This window comes from Pseudomonas sp. UBA6562 (genome assembly GCF_002434265.1).
Lineage (GTDB): Bacteria > Pseudomonadota > Gammaproteobacteria > Pseudomonadales > Pseudomonadaceae > Aquipseudomonas.
The window spans coordinates 86,443-102,967 of sequence record NZ_DJJS01000007.1 but is presented as its reverse complement, the minus strand read 5'-3'; the positions used below and the strand labels follow the sequence as shown (position 1 = coordinate 102,967).

Annotated in this window: 15 protein-coding genes, 2 tRNA genes and 1 pseudogene; 11 read left to right on the top strand and 7 right to left on the bottom strand. The window is 61.5% G+C overall.

Annotated features, from left to right (window positions below):
- Position 1: 1 nt before the first annotated feature.
- The 5 genes from modC to B4M43_RS12675 all read left to right on the top strand — a co-directional run bounded on the left by modC (position 2) and on the right by B4M43_RS12675 (position 3,113).
- Positions 2 to 1,093 carry a molybdenum ABC transporter ATP-binding protein gene (gene modC / locus B4M43_RS12695; protein ID WP_296267574.1) on the top strand — a complete coding sequence of 364 codons (1,092 nt, stop codon included), beginning with the start codon at positions 2 to 4 and terminating at the stop codon, positions 1,091 to 1,093.
- Positions 1,094 to 1,145: 52 nt separating this feature from the next.
- Positions 1,146 to 2,171 carry a DNA topoisomerase IB gene (locus tag B4M43_RS12690; RefSeq protein ID WP_296267573.1) on the top strand — a complete coding sequence of 342 codons (1,026 nt, stop codon included), beginning with the start codon at positions 1,146 to 1,148 and terminating at the stop codon, positions 2,169 to 2,171.
- A 251-nt stretch (positions 2,172 to 2,422) separates the two neighbouring features.
- Positions 2,423 to 2,614 carry a carbon storage regulator CsrA gene (gene csrA / locus B4M43_RS12685; RefSeq protein ID WP_296267571.1) on the top strand — a complete coding sequence of 64 codons (192 nt, stop codon included), beginning with the start codon at positions 2,423 to 2,425 and terminating at the stop codon, positions 2,612 to 2,614.
- 114 nt (positions 2,615 to 2,728) lie between these two features.
- Positions 2,729 to 2,923 (top strand): hypothetical protein, encoded by a 195-nt coding sequence (locus B4M43_RS12680; RefSeq protein ID WP_296267569.1) that lies wholly within the window; start codon positions 2,729 to 2,731, stop codon positions 2,921 to 2,923.
- Between the two features lie 105 nt (positions 2,924 to 3,028).
- A tRNA-Leu gene (locus B4M43_RS12675) sits at positions 3,029 to 3,113 on the top strand.
- 123 nt (positions 3,114 to 3,236) lie between these two features.
- Here the strand turns inward: B4M43_RS12675 and B4M43_RS12670 are convergent.
- Positions 3,237 to 3,413 (bottom strand): hypothetical protein, encoded by a 177-nt coding sequence (locus B4M43_RS12670; protein WP_296267567.1) that lies wholly within the window; start codon positions 3,411 to 3,413, stop codon positions 3,237 to 3,239.
- A gap of 398 nt (positions 3,414 to 3,811) precedes the next feature.
- Between B4M43_RS12670 and B4M43_RS12665 the strand changes: the two genes are divergently transcribed.
- Positions 3,812 to 3,958: a hypothetical protein gene (locus B4M43_RS12665; RefSeq protein WP_296267565.1), complete on the top strand. Its 147-nt coding sequence runs from the start codon at positions 3,812 to 3,814 to the stop codon at positions 3,956 to 3,958.
- A 135-nt stretch (positions 3,959 to 4,093) separates the two neighbouring features.
- Here the strand turns inward: B4M43_RS12665 and B4M43_RS21150 are convergent, their stop codons facing one another.
- The 3 genes and pseudogenes from B4M43_RS21150 to B4M43_RS12655 form a co-directional block, all read right to left on the bottom strand.
- A complete protein-coding gene (locus tag B4M43_RS21150; protein WP_414707851.1) occupies positions 4,094 to 4,957 on the bottom strand; it encodes a methyl-accepting chemotaxis protein in 864 nt (287 codons plus the stop codon).
- Positions 4,952 to 5,731, bottom strand: a pseudogene (locus tag B4M43_RS21145) (MCP four helix bundle domain-containing protein); the annotation flags it as partial. The pseudogene B4M43_RS21145 and the gene B4M43_RS21150, both read right to left, overlap by 6 nt.
- A 261-nt stretch (positions 5,732 to 5,992) precedes the next feature.
- A complete protein-coding gene (locus B4M43_RS12655) occupies positions 5,993 to 7,747 on the bottom strand; it encodes a glycoside hydrolase family 15 protein (protein ID WP_296268391.1) in 1,755 nt (584 codons plus the stop codon).
- A gap of 391 nt (positions 7,748 to 8,138) precedes the next feature.
- Between B4M43_RS12655 and B4M43_RS12650 the strand changes: the two genes are divergently transcribed.
- The gene (locus B4M43_RS12650; protein WP_296267560.1) at positions 8,139 to 8,849 is read left to right on the top strand and encodes a hypothetical protein; all 711 of its coding nucleotides are present in this window, start codon (positions 8,139 to 8,141) and stop codon (positions 8,847 to 8,849) included.
- A 120-nt stretch (positions 8,850 to 8,969) separates the two neighbouring features.
- On the opposite strand, the gene B4M43_RS12645 is transcribed toward B4M43_RS12650, so the two are convergent.
- Positions 8,970 to 9,043, bottom strand: a tRNA-Cys gene (locus B4M43_RS12645).
- A gap of 150 nt (positions 9,044 to 9,193) precedes the next feature.
- Positions 9,194 to 10,213 carry a protease SohB gene (gene sohB, locus B4M43_RS12640; protein ID WP_296267559.1) on the bottom strand — a complete coding sequence of 340 codons (1,020 nt, stop codon included), beginning with the start codon at positions 10,211 to 10,213 and terminating at the stop codon, positions 9,194 to 9,196.
- Positions 10,214 to 10,545: 332 nt separating this feature from the next.
- Here sohB and B4M43_RS12635 point away from each other — a divergent pair, with 332 nt between their 5' ends.
- Positions 10,546 to 12,171 (top strand): methyl-accepting chemotaxis protein, encoded by a 1,626-nt coding sequence (locus B4M43_RS12635; protein ID WP_296267557.1) that lies wholly within the window; start codon positions 10,546 to 10,548, stop codon positions 12,169 to 12,171.
- Between the two features lie 164 nt (positions 12,172 to 12,335).
- Here B4M43_RS12635 and B4M43_RS12630 read toward each other — a convergent pair whose 3' ends face one another.
- Positions 12,336 to 13,748, bottom strand: coding sequence for a purine-cytosine permease family protein (locus B4M43_RS12630; RefSeq protein WP_296267555.1), 1,413 nt, complete (start codon positions 13,746 to 13,748; stop codon positions 12,336 to 12,338).
- Positions 13,749 to 14,062: 314 nt separating this feature from the next.
- Here B4M43_RS12630 and B4M43_RS12625 point away from each other — a divergent pair, with 314 nt between their 5' ends.
- From B4M43_RS12625 to B4M43_RS12615, 3 genes are all read left to right on the top strand, one after another.
- Complete coding sequence (locus B4M43_RS12625) at positions 14,063 to 14,548, top strand: flavin reductase family protein (RefSeq protein WP_296267553.1); 486 nt, start codon at positions 14,063 to 14,065, stop codon at positions 14,546 to 14,548.
- A gap of 92 nt (positions 14,549 to 14,640) precedes the next feature.
- Positions 14,641 to 15,684: an LLM class flavin-dependent oxidoreductase gene (locus B4M43_RS12620; protein ID WP_296267551.1), complete on the top strand. Its 1,044-nt coding sequence runs from the start codon at positions 14,641 to 14,643 to the stop codon at positions 15,682 to 15,684.
- A 231-nt stretch (positions 15,685 to 15,915) separates the two neighbouring features.
- Complete coding sequence (locus B4M43_RS12615; protein ID WP_296267549.1) at positions 15,916 to 16,512, top strand: amino acid synthesis family protein; 597 nt, start codon at positions 15,916 to 15,918, stop codon at positions 16,510 to 16,512.
- The last annotated feature ends 13 nt before the right edge of the window (positions 16,513 to 16,525 follow it).

Here is a 16,525-nt window from a genome sequence, read left to right as displayed (position 1 = left end):
AATGAACAGTGGCATCCGCGTACGCCAGCGCCTTGTGCGCGGCGACTTCACCCTGGACGTCGATATACAACTGCCTGGCCGCGGCGTCAGCGCGCTGTTCGGCCATTCGGGCTCCGGCAAGACGTCTTGCCTGCGTTGCCTGGCGGGTCTAGAGTCCGCCAGCGAGGGCCTGGTCGAAGTCAATGGCGACGTCTGGCAAGACAGCGCGCGACAGCTGTTCGTCCCGCCGCATAAGCGCTCCATCGGCTATGTCTTTCAGGAAGCCAGCCTGTTCGCCCACCTGACGGTGCGCGGCAACCTCGAATTCGGTTGGCGTCGTGTCGCTCCGGGGCAACGTGGGGTAGGTCTGGAGCAGGCTTGCGAACTGCTAGGCATCGGTCATTTACTGGCCCGCGCCCCCGCCACGCTGTCTGGTGGCGAGGCACAACGTGTGGGCATCGCGCGAGCGCTGCTGACCAGCCCGCGATTGCTGTTGATGGACGAACCGCTGGCCGCACTCGATGGCGCCCGCAAGCGTGAAATTCTGCCCTACCTGGAGCGTCTGCACGCCGAGTTGGACATCCCGGTGGTGTACGTCAGCCACAGTCAGGACGAAGTGGTACGGCTGGCCGACCACCTGGTGCTGCTCGAGCAGGGCCGTGCTCAGGCCAGCGGCCCTCTGTCCACGCTGCTCAATAGGCTCGACCTTCCGCTGAGCCAGGCCGAAGATGCGGGGGTGGTGCTGCAGGCCGAGGTGTTCGGCTTCGACGAACGCTATGGTTTGCTCGAACTGCGTCTGCCCGGCCTGCACGACATCACGCTGCGCATCGCACACACCCAACAGGCCCCAGGCACGGCAGTGCGCATCAAGGTGCAGGCGCGCGATGTGAGCTTGGCGCTGGCTGCCGATCAGCCGTCGAGCATCCTCAATCGCCTACCTGTGCAGGTGCGCCAGTGCCAGGCAACCGACAACCCCGCCCACCTGCTGGTGGGCCTGGATGCCGGGCGCTACGCGTTGCTGGCACGTATCACCCGTTATTCGGCGGACCACCTGCAAGTGGCCCCCGGCCAACGGCTGTGGGCGCAAATCAAATCGGTGGCGATTCTCGGCTGAGCATCCGGGCCACTGGCGTTGTCCACCGGATAACCCACCATTGGACGCCGCCATGCTCGACTGCCCTCTGCCCGCGTCACTGCACTATGTCGAAGACACCCATGCGGGCCTGACGCGCAAGCGTTGGCGTGATCGCTTCATCTACCACGACGCCGACGGCAAGCGCATCGATGACGAACCGACCCTGAAGCGGATCGCCGCGCTGGCCATTCCGCCGGCCTACACGCAAGTGTGGATCTGCGTGGACCCGCAAGGCCATTTGCAGGCCACGGGCCTGGACGCGCGTGGCCGCAAGCAATACCGCTACCACCCCGAATGGCGTGAATTGCGCGATGCGCACAAGTTCGGGCGCATGCTGGCATTCGCCGAAGCGCTACCGGCGCTTCGCCGCACCGTAGAGCGCGACCTGTCGCGCCCCGGGCTGGACCGCACCAAGCTGCTGGCGCTGGTGGTCAGCCTGATCGACCATACGCTGATCCGGATTGGCAACCAACGCTACCTGAAAGACAACCAATCTTACGGGCTGACGACCTTGCGCAACCGTCATGTGAAAGTCAAAGGCAGTACGATCCGCTTCGAATTTCGCGGCAAGCGTGGCGTGGAGCACAGCATCACCGTGCGCGACCGGCGTCTGGCCGGTCTGGTGAAGCGTTGCCAGGACCTGCCTGGCCAAGAGCTGTTCCAGTACGTCGATGCCGATGGCGAGCGGCATCGGATCGGCTCCAGCGACGTCAACCAGTACCTGCAAAACACCACAGGCGCCGACTTCACTGCCAAGGATTACCGCACATGGGCTGGCAGCAGCTTGGCGCTCAGCCTGTTGAAACCCCTGGCTTGGCAACCGGAAACCCATGCCAAACGGCACCTGGCCGATATCGTGCGCCAGGTCGCTTCCCGTCTGGGCAACACTCCCGCCGTGTGTCGCAAGTCGTACATCCACCCCGCAGTGCTGGAACACTTCGTACTGGGCCATCTGGAAGCCTTGCCGAAAGTTCGCAAACGTAAGGGTATGGAGCAGGAAGAGGTCGCCCTGCTGCATTTTCTTCAGCAGTTGAACACTGTGCCTGTGGCTGATTGAGCCGCTCTATGCAGGCTATGGTGCGAGGCGATTTCACAGAAGAGGCCAATCGCCTTATCCTTGCCCTCAAGTAGCCCTGGACGCTTGACAAAAACTTTGGGCTGCGGCCAGACCCTGTATAGCGCTCATCGCACACGGCTTGGATTGGAATTACCGCCGATAGAAAGCGTCTTCACTAAGACGGACGAGGGCCAAGCCCTCACCATTGGGCCCGAGGCGCAGTGGCTATAGACATCACCAAGGAGAAGTACATGCTGATACTCACGCGAAAGGCTGGCGAAGTGATCGTCATCAACGACAACATCAGAGTCACCGTGCTGGGTGTCAACGGCTCACAGGTGAGAATCGGCATCGACGCACCGAAAGACATTCAGGTGCACCGTGAAGAGATCCAGAACCGCATCGAAGCCGCCAGAACGGCTGGCAAGCCTGAAGATCACTGACAGCATTCTGCATGCTTGCGCTTCGCAAGACAGCGCCTGCATGGGCATGTCTTGCGCAAAGCAGCCGCTTGCCCGCCACTGCGAACGGAGCACCTGGAACTGACCAACTCGCGCATGGGTTTGATCAAGAACGATCTGGTTACCACCGCCCTGGAATTGGAATCGCTGCGCATTGCGCTCGACGGCCATGCTCGCTACCTACAGCGTACTGGGCAAACCGAGGAGATGGCCGCCATGGTTGCCCAGGTGGACAAGCTGCGAATGGCTGCCGAAGACCTTCGCCAGATCGCCTCGGGCATACGCCCATGAAGCAGCTTGGGTTGACTGCGCTATAACATTGGGTTATAAAGCGCGCTTGATTGCAAGGCGCTTCCGTTGTGGAAAGTCGCTGGTCGCATTGACCCCTTCAACTGTGCGAGTGTGGTGGAATTGGTATACACAGCAGACTTAAAATCTGCCGGCGTGAGCCTTGCGGGTTCGAGTCCCGCCACTCGCACCATGATTTGAAAAAACGCCTTCGGGCGTTTTTTTGTGCCTGCCATTTGCCCCATCACCAAAGCGTTCCGAAATCTCCGGATCCGCTTTCGAAACATGGCGCCTGTTCGATCGCTATCCCCTCAGCTCAATCATCAGGGCAGTCGTGCCAGGCAGGGTGACTGAAGTCTTCGTCATCCAGGTCATCCCCATCCTCGGCATCGATGTCGTGCGTTTGCGCTTCAGGCTCAGACTCGTCGTCGAAAAATTCCCGGTCCAGCAAGTGATCGTGTTCAGGCTCGTGGATATCGTCATCATCGCGCATGCGGCTACCTCCAGAAAAAATGAGCTTGTATAGAGCGAGTCGGCGCGCAAATCAATTCCAAACGCTTTAATGCCGGCATAATCCTGATCGGCACAACATGGCAACGCTCCCTTCAAGCACTTGGCCCGCTCACGCAGAGCGGGCTTTTTTCTGAAGAATTCACTTATCTGACACGTTGTCGACACAGCCTTCACGAATTTCTGACAACTGCCTAGGCATGCTGAAACTGCTTCGTACGTTCTAAGTATTTAACCCGCCCTCCCCTGGCGGGTTTTCTTTTTTCCCTGTTTTTTCAAGCGCCTACACCGTTGGTCGGGCAGCCTGAAAATTCTGGAATTCCCTCGCTGTCCGCCAAGTCAAGAACTAGGAACCCAGTAAGAAACGACGAGGTAACAGCCATGACCATCGAAGCCGCTACTCTGGTACAACTGGCCGCCAAACTGCGTAAACAAGGGCTCAAGCGTGTCGCCGACATCATCTTCCTGCGCGCCCCTTGCCGAGTGAACCACCGCTGGATCTGCACCGTACTGCGTCGTACGGCATGAGCCGCGCCACCTTTCCTTGCCGTCGCCTGTCTTGGAAATAAAAAAACCCGCACACTTTCGTATGCGGGTTTTTTTCGCTGCTGAGTAGGCTGATCGGCCTGCCCCGGTGAGCAAAGCGCCTAGGATGGCGCGAGATTACAACTTGAAGCGCCCCACCAAGTCGTTGAACGAGATCGCCAGGCGTGACAGCTCCTGCGCCGACGCGGTGGTCTGGTGCGCCCCGGCGGCGGTCTGCGTCGACAGGTCCTGGATGTTGACCAGGTTCTTGTCCACTTCCCGCGCCACTTGCGCTTGTTCTTCACAGGCGCTGGCGATCACCAGGTTGCGGTCGTTGATGCTGGCGATGCCGGCAGCGATCTGCTCGAGCGCTTCGCCTGTCGCCATCGCCAATTGCTGGGTGTTGACCACCAGCGAGTGGCTTCTGTCCATGGCCACCACGGCCAAGTCCGCACGGGACTGGACCGCGCCGATCATCTGCTCGATCTCCACGGTCGAGGCCTGGGTGCGCGCAGCCAATGCCCGAACTTCGTCGGCCACCACGGCGAAACCACGGCCTTGCTCACCGGCCCGTGCGGCCTCGATGGCGGCGTTGAGCGCCAACAGGTTGGTCTGTTCGGCGATGCCGCGGATCACATCCAGTACCTTGGCGATTTCCTTGACCTGATCGGCCAACTCGCCAACGGTGCTCGAAGAGCCCTGAATCTCCACCGTGGCATCGTTGACCGCCGTCACAGCGCCACGTGCCTGGGTCACCCCACGGTTGGCCTGATCGGTGGCCGTACGCGAGGCTTCCGAGGTGGAAACGGCGTTGCGGGCAACCTCATCCACTGAAGAGGTCATCTGATTGACCGCCGTAGCGGCCTGGCGAATTTCGTCGTTCTGTTTGACCAGCCCGCGACTGCCGTCTTCGGTGACGCTGTTCAACTCTTCGGCAGCCGAAGCCAGCTGGTTGGATGCATCGGAGATCTGATTCAGGGTGCGCTTGAGGCTGTTTTGCATGTCGCCCAGAGCGTTGACCAACTGGCCTACCTCATCGCCCGAGTCGCTGGCGATGGTTTGGGTCAGGTCGCCCTCGGCGATGCGCTGTGCCGATTTCACAGCCGCGCCTACGGGGCGCGCTACCATGCGGCTTATAAGCAGGCCTAAAGCGAAGGCAGCGATGAAGGCCAGGGCAATACCGATGTAAAGCGTGAACGACACCTGCCGTTCCTGCTCGGCCGCGTCTTCCCCGCCTTCCTTGATCTGCCGGTTGTTGGACTCGACCATGATCGAGAACTCGTCGATGACTTTGGTATAGAGCGTGGCCAAGTCACCGCTGATGAGCTTGCGCGCAGTCGCCAGATCGCCGGCATTCGTCGCGGCTACGATGTTTTGGATCTGCTGCTGGTAGAGCGGCCAGTCACGTTCGAGCTGATCGCCAGCGGCCCTTTCGTCATCGGCCAACGGTGTTTGTCGATAGAGCGCGAACGCCCGCTCGCTCGCGGCCTGGTTGGCCGCCATGCTCTTGAGGATGCCGTCCTTGGTCGCCTGGGGAGCCCCTTCGGCGTTGGCAGTGATCAGCGCATAGAGATCGCGCTGCTGGGCAATCGCTTCCGAACGCGCCTCAGCGGTTTTGGCCACAGAGACCAGGTTATTGGAAAAGACTAACCCCAGGCTTTGCGACATCTGGCTTACGCCTCGACTGCCCAACAGACCCACGCCCAAGGTAATGACGGCGCAGGCACCGAAGGCCGTCAGCAACTTGGTGGAAAGACGAGCATTTTTTAGCAACATAGCGTTTCTCGGAAAACTCTTAGGAGTAATCACGCTATCGACAAGGCGCGGGAAAGGTTGAGAGCCGCTGGGCAATGGGATAGATAAATAAAAGTTCACCCGCGACATACCGCCAGCCTGTTGCTGGCTGCCATACGCTTGTGCGCCCGGACAGGATATAGGGATTGGGATCACAGGCCTTCGCCGACATGATGCCAGCATCCACCATCCGTCCGCGCAAGGGTTGCCACTCCTTGCGCGGCCATTGGCTTGCCGATGTTGTCACCGATCCGGCTTGGCGCCACCCAATGAGCGAGCTGCGCGCAGCAAAGCCAGATGTGTCAGCCCTTGCGGCAAGTTGCCCAGGAAGGCGCCGCTGTGCGGATCGACCATCTCCGAGTAGATCCCCACGCCCGCCCCCAAGCCCCTGACGGCGGCACGGAACGTCTCCTCGGCCTGCGTGCACTGCTCATGCAGCGCCCAGGCCTCGACCAGCCAGAAGGTACACGCTAGGAAACAGCCCTCCTCCTGATCGGCACCACTGTAGCGGTAGTGGAACGCACCACAGCCCAGCTCGCGGTGCACTGCTGCCAGGGTAGAAGCCAGACGGTCCTGATGGGGATAGCCAAAACGTACGGCCAAGGCGATCGACGCATCCAGGCGGTCGCTGCCGGCATAGAAGCTGTAGGCCTGCTTCTGCTCGTTCCAGCAGTGGGTTTCGATCCACTGTTCGATGCGTTGCCGCTCACGGTCCCAACGGTCCCGGCAAGTGGTCGGCAAATGGCCACGGTCGGCCAGCTCGATGGCACGGCTCAGGGCCTGCCAGCAACTGATCTTCGATTGCGTGTAGTGCTGCGTTTCCGGCAACTCCCAAATGCCGGAATCGGCCTGTCGCCACAGGTCCGCACATTGATCAGCCAGCCTCGACAACATCATGGCGTTGCCCGAATCCAGCACGCCGCCGCAATCGATGAAGCAGCGCGCCGTTTCGAAGATGTCGCCATACACACCGTGCTGCAGTTGGTCGGTGGCATCGTTGCCCACCTGGGGCGGCGAATGCTTGTAGCCAGGGAGGTCGATGGGCCGGGTGCCCTGCCCCACCGCGCCGTCGAGGGTGTAGAACACCTTGGCGCCATGTTCCTGCAGGCGGTTGAGCAGCCAGGTGAAGCCTGCTTTGGCCTCAAGCTGCGCACCGATGCCGAGAAACGCCTCAATGGTGTAACCGGCATCGCGGATCCAGGCGAAACGGTAGTCGTAGTTCTTGTCGCCGCCGATGCGCTCCGGCAGCGAAGTCGTGGCAGCGGCCATGATCGAGCCGCTGGGCGACGACAGCAGCAGCTTCAACGCCAACGCACTGCGCACCACCAGCGACGGGTACGGACCGTCGTAGTCCAGGCCCTCGGTCCACTGGCGCCATTCGCGGTCCGAGCCGTCGATACGGGCGTCGATCAGTTTCATGGGGGGCACGATCAGGGGCTCGTCTCGGCCGGCGACCAAGGCCACGGTGCTGCGCTCACCGGCCTTGATCGTCACGGTTGCGCGCACGCCAAGGTCGTCTTCGCGTTCGATATGCAGGTGTTCGTCGTGCAGGAACATGCCGAGGATGTCGCCGGCGTGAAACACGTGGCCGTTGCCGGTGGGCGTGAGGTAGCTGCTGACCGTGTCGGCCTGGGTGCCGAAGTCGATGCTCAGGTCGAAGGTGACTTCTCCGCTGATCCCTTCCAAACGCCTGGCCAGTTCTGCCCAAGGCAAACGCCCGGCCGGGCCGCTGTTGAGCGACTCGACCATGCGCACTTGGCCCTGCTCGGTGATGAACAGCGTTTCCAGCACGTTGCTGTCGGTGAGGTAGCGTCGCTCGATCGAATAAGGGCCGGTTGGCCTGAGCGCGAAAAAGCCACCCGTGCCCGGCGCTAGTAACTTGTCGAACAAAGGCGGCGAATCCATGTGCGGTACGCACCACCAGTCGATGGAGCCGTCGCTGCCCACTAACGCGACGGATCGCCCGTCACCCAAAGCACCGTACTCCTCCAAGGGCAACCAGCCCCCCTCATCACGCGCTGGTGTCAGCCGCTGAGGCTCCAGCTTCAATTCGCTGCTCATAAGTGCCTCCGCGATAAGGTTAACGATGTGACTGGGGGGCGGTGCGGCAAGTTCGACGCGGGGTGTCTAGGGTGGGGGTTGAGTCGGTATGAATGGATGGGTTCGGCTTTCGTGTTCGAGCGGCAGCCAGCCTGCCGGAGGATAAACAAAGTGTTGCGCCAAGCCGGATTACAGCGAGTTTGAACAGCCCCATGCCCTGAACAGGCAAGTCCGATGGATCGCCTGATGACATTGCCCACTACATCGGCCACGCTATGCCGCGCCCACCACACAGGCTCAAGTGCTGGGTAGCGTAGACATTCAACGAGCGGTCGCGGGGCGTACCAGCATGCATTACTGGAACAAGACTAATTTTCAAGGACTGCTGGCCGTCGCGGACAGCCTGCAGGCACATCCTGAGCTGAAGGCACTGGCGAGCTATTGCCGGTATCGGGAGCAAGGGCTGCGCCGCCAGGCATTTGCCGAGCTGGAGCGGTTCCTGGCAGCCTCACGCTCGTTCGATAACGCCATCGCACGCGGCGCAGCCATCGAAATCCTGGAGGCCAATATGCGCACTTCAGGGGCACACCAGTTTCTGACCCAGCCACTGGTCGCTCGGTTTTTGCGGCCTACCTTACAGGACTGGATGGAAGACGATGCCGAGGCAAGCCTACCTGTTCGGTGGCTCGGGATGCTCGATCGCGATGCTGAACTGCTCACCCGAGCACTGTCTGCCTGTCCTGAGGATCTGCCCGTACGCAAGATTCTGATCGACTTCGCATTGGGATGGGTAGACCACGCCACCCATCATCTGGACGAATCTGTTTTCCTGGGTAGCCCTGAAGAAGCCATCTTGGCGCTGGAGCGGGCCAAAGGCCTGATAGCGGAGGCAGCCGATCCTGAAGCGTTGGACCACCTGCGCGATGAAGTGCGGTATTTCGAGCACCTTGTCGCGGATTGGAAAGCCTTTTTGCAAGCGCCCACGGGCAGCTTTCCGGAATGGTGTTCGGAGCGGGGGCGAGATTATGCGATGCCTGTGAAGTTTTATTACGAGCGCTGAGCCTTCGACCACCCCCTGTGAGAGGCTATTGAAGGAGCGATGCTTTTGATGCGGAAACGATGGATTTTATCGCACACAAAGAAAAGCCCCGCAGACCAGAGTCTGCGGGGCTTTCGAATATGGAGGCCGAGGTCGGAATCGAACCGGCGTAGACGGATTTGCAATCCGGAGCATAACCACTTTGCTACTCGGCCTCAAAGTTCGGAGTTAGCATACAACTTCGCTATCTCCTTGAAACTAAACGACTTTTTCAAGCTGTTTGCGTTTCGATGGGGGCCATTATGTCCGCATTCCCCAGACCTTGCAACCCCACCCGTGAAAAAATTTCCAAGCCACTCAAGGTGTTAACGCCACCGGCCCAGCTTGCTCCAGAGGCTGACGAAACCGCTTTCCACCGCCCCGCTCGCCGTCATACCGATGCGCTCGGACAGGCTCTTGCGCTCGGCGAAGTGCAGCTGGAACAACTGCGCCTGACGGGCCCGGGTGCTCAGGTATTCGTCGCTGGTGCCCAGTTCGTCGACCAACTGCCGGTTCAACGCCGCCACACCCAGCCACACCTCGCCCGTAGCCACTTCGTCGATGTGCAACTGCGGGCGGTATTGAGTCACGAAGTTCTTGAACAGCTCATGGGTGATGTCGAGGTCTTCCTGGAATTTCTCCCGGCCCTTCTCGGTGTTTTCGCCCAGTACCGTCAGGGTGCGCTTGTATTCGCCGGCGGTGAGCACTTCGACGTCGATGTCATGCTTCTTCAGCAGGCGATTGACGTTGGGCACCTGCGCCACCACGCCGATCGAGCCGATCACGGCGAACGGTGCGCTGACGATCTTCTCGCCGATGCAGGCCATCATGTAGCCACCGCTGGCGGCCACTTTGTCGATGCACACGGTCAAGGGAATGCCGGCCTGGCGAATGCGCGCCAATTGCGAGGCGGCCAAGCCGTAGCTGTGCACCAGCCCGCCCCCGCTTTCCAGACGCAGCACCACTTCGTCCTGGGGCGTGGCCAAGGTGAGCAAGGCGGTGATTTCGTTGCGCAGGCTTTGCGTGGCGGAGGCCTTGATGTCGCCGTCGAAATCCAGCACGAACACGCGCTGCTTGTCGGCGGCCTTGTCCTTGCGCGAACGTTTTTCGGCTTTCGCCTGCTGTTTGCGCAGCGCCTTGAGCTGGGCTTTGTCCAGCAGCCCGGATTCGAGCCGCTCGCGCAGTTCTTTGTAGAAGTCGTTCAGGCGTGTGACCTGCAACTGCCCACTGGCACTGCGCCGGCCTTTGCCGCGCAGGCCGACGAAGGCTGACAACACGACCAGCAATGCAATGACCACGGTCGCGGTCTTAGCGAGAAAGCTTGCGTACTCGGCAAGAAAATCCACGGTGTCCTCGAGAATGCTGAAATGAAGGCGCCCATCCTACCTAAGCCCGGGACGGATGGGTACGACCCGCTTTCCCTCCGCTCCAAGCCCTGGCGCAACCCTGCCTGTTGCCTCGGCGAAAGTTTATTGCCAACCACTCTGCAAAACCCGCCAAAAGCCCTGGAACCCGCGATCTAGCGCTATTTACCATAGTGGCGTTATGTAATCATTTTCTCGAAATACCCGGAAGGTAAGGATCACCTTGCCCTACTGCGCATGTCTCCGGAGCCTGGCCTTGGGTAGCCGCTCACACCACGCTTTGGCGACGTGCCGCCAACGTTCAGGAGCAACCCATGCAGTTTCGCAATATGAAGATCGGTAGACGGGCCGCCAGCATGTTCGCCCTCCTAGGCGCCCTGGTACTGACGATGGGCCTGCTCGCCCTGTACGAGACCCGGCAGATGGACACCGCCACCGATGACATTCGCATCACTTGGCTACCGGCTATTTCTGCCCTGAGCGACGTTGGTACCGGCATCGGCCGAGCCCGCGCCCTGACCCTACGCACGCTGCTCGACGATGCCGCCGATCTGCGTCAGCGCAACCTGGCCACGATGCAGACGCTCGACAAGCAATTGCTGGTACGCATCGAGGATTACCGCCAAACCATCGTGGAAGAACAGGACAGCGTGCTGTTCGCCGCGTTCGACAGCGCCTGGCAACGCTACCGCGAAGGCAAGGCGCAGGTGCTGCAGCAGATCGCCAATGGCCAGACAGCCCAGGCCAAAGCGCAGGTCACCGGCCCATTGGCGGCCGATGCCGATGCGATGATGACCGCGCTCGGCGCACTGATGCGGTTCAACAACGATGGCGCGCGGAACGCGTCGCAAGCGTCCAGCGATGTCGCCGACCAAGCGTTCACGGTGATCGTCGTGGCGTTGGGGGTGATCCTGCTCGCGCTGGCCGCCATCGCCACCCTCCTCACCCGCAGCATCGTCGTGCCCCTGGCCGAGGCCGTGACGGTGGCCGAACGTGTGGCGACCGGCGACCTGACACACAGCATTGCCATCAAAGGCCGAGACGAGCCGGCCTTGCTGCTGCGCGCCTTGGCCGACATGCAGCAGAACCTGCGCGACACCTTGCGCAAGATCGCCGCCTCTTCCGACCAACTGGCGTCTGCCTCCGAAGAGCTGCACACGGTCACCGAAGACACCAGCCGCGGGCTGCACCAGCAGAGCGCCGAGATCGACCAGGCCGCCACTGCGGTGAATCAGATGACCGCTGCGGTCGAGGAAGTGGCGAGCAACGCCGTGAGCACCGCCGACGCCTCCAAGGGTGCCGACCAGAACACCCGCGACGGCCGCCAGCAGGTCAACCAGGCGCTGGTTTCCATCGAGCATCTGGTCAGCGACGTAGCCAGCACTGCCCAGGAGATCGAACAGTTGGCCAGCCATGCCAACGACATCAGCCGGGTACTGGACGTGATCGGCGCGATCGCCGGGCAAACCAATCTCCTGGCGCTCAACGCCGCCATCGAAGCGGCGCGTGCCGGGGAAGCCGGGCGCGGTTTCGCGGTGGTGGCCGACGAGGTCCGGGCCCTGGCCCACCGCACTCAGCAGTCGACCGAAGAGATCGAAGAAATGATCGCCGGCATCCAGACCGGCACTGGCCGTGCGGTCAGCGCCATGCAGACCAGCCAGGGGCGCGCCAACGGCACCCTGAGTGTGGCCCAGGGCGCCGGTCAGGCACTGGAGGTGATCGCCGAAGCCATCGCTTCGATCAACCAGCGCAACCTGGTGATCGCCAGCGCCTCGGAGGAACAGGCGCAGGTGGCGCGCGAGGTGGATCGCAACCTGGTCAACATTCGCGACCTGGCCATGCAGACCTCGGCCGGCGCCAATCAGACCAGCGCGGCGGCGCAGGACCTGTCGCGCCTGGCGGTGGACCTCAATGGCCTGGTGGCGCAGTTCAAGCTCTAAAGGCGACGGCGCTATGGGCATGCACCGCTCGCCTGACGATCGCGGCGCTGAGCCCGGCGATGCAAGCGGGCGCCACTTATGCGGTGAGCATCTTCCTGATAGTGCCTCGATAACGACAAAGGGCCGCATCGGCGGCCCTTCGTCGTACAACGGCATCACTCCACTCAGTGGTTGACTGGCACCGCCCGCGCAGCCTTGGCGCCCTGACCGTGCTTGCGCCGGGTCGCCAGGCAGTAGTACAGCGGCGCCGTCACCAGCAGGCCGAACACCCACGACAGGTCGGCACCCTCGACGATGTTCGAGTACGGCCCGACGTACAGCGACGTGTTGGCGAACGGCAGCTGTACGAGGATGCCGCAGGCGTAGGCGATGATCGCGTGAGGGTTGAAGCGGCCATAGATGCCACCGTCGGCGTTGAAGATCGAAGCGATGTCGTACTGGCCCTTCTTGATCAGATAGAAGTCGATCAGGTTGATCGACGCCCAAGGCACCAGCACCAGCAACAGCGCCAGGATCAAGCCGATGAACTGGCCGATGAAGTCGGCCGACGCATTCAGCGCCACAGTGCCGCAGGCCAGCAGGATCACCGAAGCCAGGATCACGCGCAGCTTGATGCTCGGCGTCCAGTTGGCGAAGAAGGTCTGGATCGCGGTCACGATCGACAGTACTGCGCCGTACAGGTTGAGGGCGTTGTGGCTGATGATGTTGAGCAAGAACAGCACCATCAGGATCGGGCCCAGCCAGCCGGTGGCCTGCTTCACCGCGTCCATGGCGTCGGTGCCTTCCGGCACGCACAGCACGGCGACCGCGCCGAAGCTGAAGCACAGGATGGTGCCGAGGGTGGCGCCGAAGTAAGTGGCCCAGAACGGCTTGGCGATGCCCACTTCACGCGGCAGGTAGCGCGAATAGTCGGAGGTATAGGGCGAGAAGCTGATCTGCCAGATGGTGCCCAGCGACACGGTGGCGATGAAGCCCGACAGGTTGAAGGCACCGCGACTGAAGAAGTCGGCGGGCAGGTCCTGGACGAACATCATGATGAAGCCGGCCAACAGTGCCGAACCCATCACCCAAGTGCCGATGCGGTTAAGGCTATGGATGAAGCGGTAGCCGATGACACCGATGGCCGTAGCGCTCAGGGCGCCAATGACGATGGCGGTCGGCATCGGCACGCTCGGAGCAATGCCGTGGATCGACTTGCCGGCCAGCACGATGTTGGAAATGAAGAAGCCAACGTAGATGAGGGCGGTGAAGAACACGATCAGCAACGCGCCGTAGCGTCCGAACTGACCGCGGCTTTGCACCATCTGCGGAATGCCCAGCTGCGGCCCCTGGGCCGAGGCCAGGGCGATCACCACCCCGCCGAGCAAGTGGCCCAGGGCGATGGCGATCAGCCCCCAGAGCAGGTTCAGGTGGAACACCTGCACGACCATGGCGCCGGTGACGATGGGCAGCGGCGCGATGTTGGTGCTGAACCAGAGCGTGAACAGGTCGCGCGCCTTCCCATGGCGTTCGGCGGGTGGAACGTAATCGACCGTGTGGTTTTCGACAAACTGCTTTTGCGAAGACGGCTGGGACATAGGATTTGAGCTCGGAGGTCGTTTTTATCGTTGTAGGAAACCGCATCGGGGCGGCCTCTCAGCTGAAGACCATATTATGGTATTCCAACTTTTTGACAACTCTGCTCCGTAGGAAAATTCGCTAACTGATACGTTTCAGCTGTCCGACCTATTCCGTGGAAATTCGCTAGAGGCCCCATGAAACGTGGCCTACAGCCGCCTATCGTGTTTTTTTGCAGCCAGAAATTTGTGCTTGCAAATTAGGTATTACGGTATACCATCAGACACATCAACGATAAAAAGCGGCCTACCGCTCTCCCTTCGAGGACTCCGTCATGATCGACGCAACCGTGTATAAAAACGTCATGGGTTCCTTCCCTTCCGGCGTCACCGTCATCACCACCCTCGATGACGACGGCGCGATCGTCGGCCTGACCGCCAGCGCGTTTTCCTCGCTGTCGATGGAGCCGCCGCTGGTGCTGTTCTGCCCCAACTACACTTCCGAATCCTACCCGGTGCTGATCCAGCAGAAGCGCTTCGCCATCCACCTGCTCTCCGGCGGGCAACAGGCCGAAGCCTATGCCTTCGCACGCAAAGGCAAGGACAAGGCCGCCGGCATCGAGTGGACCTTGAGCGCGCTGGGCAACCCCATCCTGGCCGGCGCCACCGCCGTCATCGAGTGCGAACTGTGGCGTGAGTACGAAGGTGGCGACCACGCCATCATGGTCGGCAAGGTGCTGAACCTGATCGTGCCAGAGCAGGCCGCCCAGCCGATGGTGTATTGCCGCGGCAAGATGGCCAGCCTGCCGTCCCTAGTCTGACTTCCTGATTACCGCACGGGCGCCGACGCGCCCGTCGAGCTACACGGCGTCTGCCCGGCAGACGACACCTTTCACGCGTCGAGGAATGCCCCATGAAATTTTCGCTGTTCGTGCACATGGAACGTTGGGATGACCAGGTCAGCCACCGCCAGCTGTTCGAAGACCTCACCGAACTGACCCTGATGGCCGAAAAAGGCGGTTTCAGCACGGTATGGATCGGCGAACACCACGCTATGGAATACACCATCTCGCCCAGCCCCATGCCGCTACTGGCCTACCTGGCCGCGCGCACCGAAACCATCCACCTGGGCGCCGGCACCATCATCGCGCCCTTCTGGAACCCGATCCGTGTGGCCGGCGAATGCGCCCTGCTCGACGTGATCAGCAACGGCCGCATGGAAGTAGGCCTGGCCCGCGGCGCCTACCAGTTCGAGTTCGACCGTATGGCCAATGGCATGCCGGCCACCGACGGCGGCAAGGCACTGCGCGAAATGGTTCCGGTGGTGCGCAAGCTGTGGGAAGGCGACTACGCCTTCGAAGGCGAGGTGTACAAGTTCCCGACCTCCACCAGCGTGCCCAAGCCCGTGCAGGCCGCCATGCCGCCGATGTGGATCGCCGCGCGCGACCCGGACTCGCATAACTTCGCGGTGGCCAACGGCTGCAACGTCATGGTCACCCCACTCATGAAGGGCGACGAGGAAGTGCTGGACCTGAAGAACAAGTTCCAGGCCGCGCTCGACAACAACCCGGACGTGCCACGCCCACAACTGATGGTGCTGCGCCACACCCACGTGCACAGCCCCGAAGAACCCGAGGGCTGGAAAGTCGGAGCCGAGGCGATCTCGCGCTTCTACCGCACCTTCGATGCCTGGTTCGGCAACAAGACCACACCGGTCAATGGTTTCCTCGAGCCGAGCCCGGAATCCAAGTTCGCCGAAGTGCCGGCCTTCGCCTTGGACAACATCCGCAAGAACACCATGATCGGCACGCCCGAAGAGATCATCGCGCGCATCAAGTACTACCAGGAACTGGGCGTCGACGAATTCAGCTTCTGGTGTGACAACAGCCTGCCGCACGCCGAGAAGAAGAAATCCCTCGAGCTGTTCATCAAGGAAGTGGTGCCCGCCTTCGCCTGAATTCCCATTGCCTGACTGAGTGCAGGACGCGCCCGCCCTGGAGACCGACGGTCCCGGCGCGGGCTTTTTTTTAACTGCCAGCCCAGTAAGCAGTACAGAACGCGTGGTGAATACCGCACCAGCGCTCCTTTGGTCTACAGCACCCTGGAAATTTGGCGTGAGCACTTGCACAACAAATATTATGGTATACCATCAGACAACAAGACCCGATAACCTCCCCAGGAGCCGCTCATGAGTTTCGAAATCCGCAAGATCGTCACCTACTCCGAAGAGACCCGCATCGAAGGCTTCAAGGCCGCCGACAAGCCCGTGACCATGGTCGGCCTGGCCGTCGTGATCAAGAATCCATGGGCAGGCCGTGGTTTCGTCGAAGACCTGAAGCCGGAAATCCGCGCCAACTGCTCTGAGCTGGGCGCCTTGATGGTCGAGCGCCTGACCGCCGCCATCGGTGGCGCGGACAAGATCGAAGCCTACGGCAAAGCCGCCGTGGTCGGTGCCGATGGCGAGATCGAACACGCTTCGGCCGTGATCCACACCCTGCGCTTCGGCAACCACTACCGCGAAGCGGTGCAAGCCAAGAGCTACCTGAGCTTCACCAACAAGCGCGGCGGCCCGGGCACCTCGATCCAGATCCCGATGATGCAGAAGGACGACGAAGGCTTGCGCTCGCACTACATCACCCTGGAAATGCAGATCGAAGACGCGCCGCGCGCCGACGAGATCGTGATCGTGCTCGGCGCTGCCGACGGTGGCCGTCTGCACCCACGCATCGGTAACCGCTACATCGATCTGGAAGAACTGGCTGCCGAGAAAGCCAACGCTCAATAACAATAACCAGACA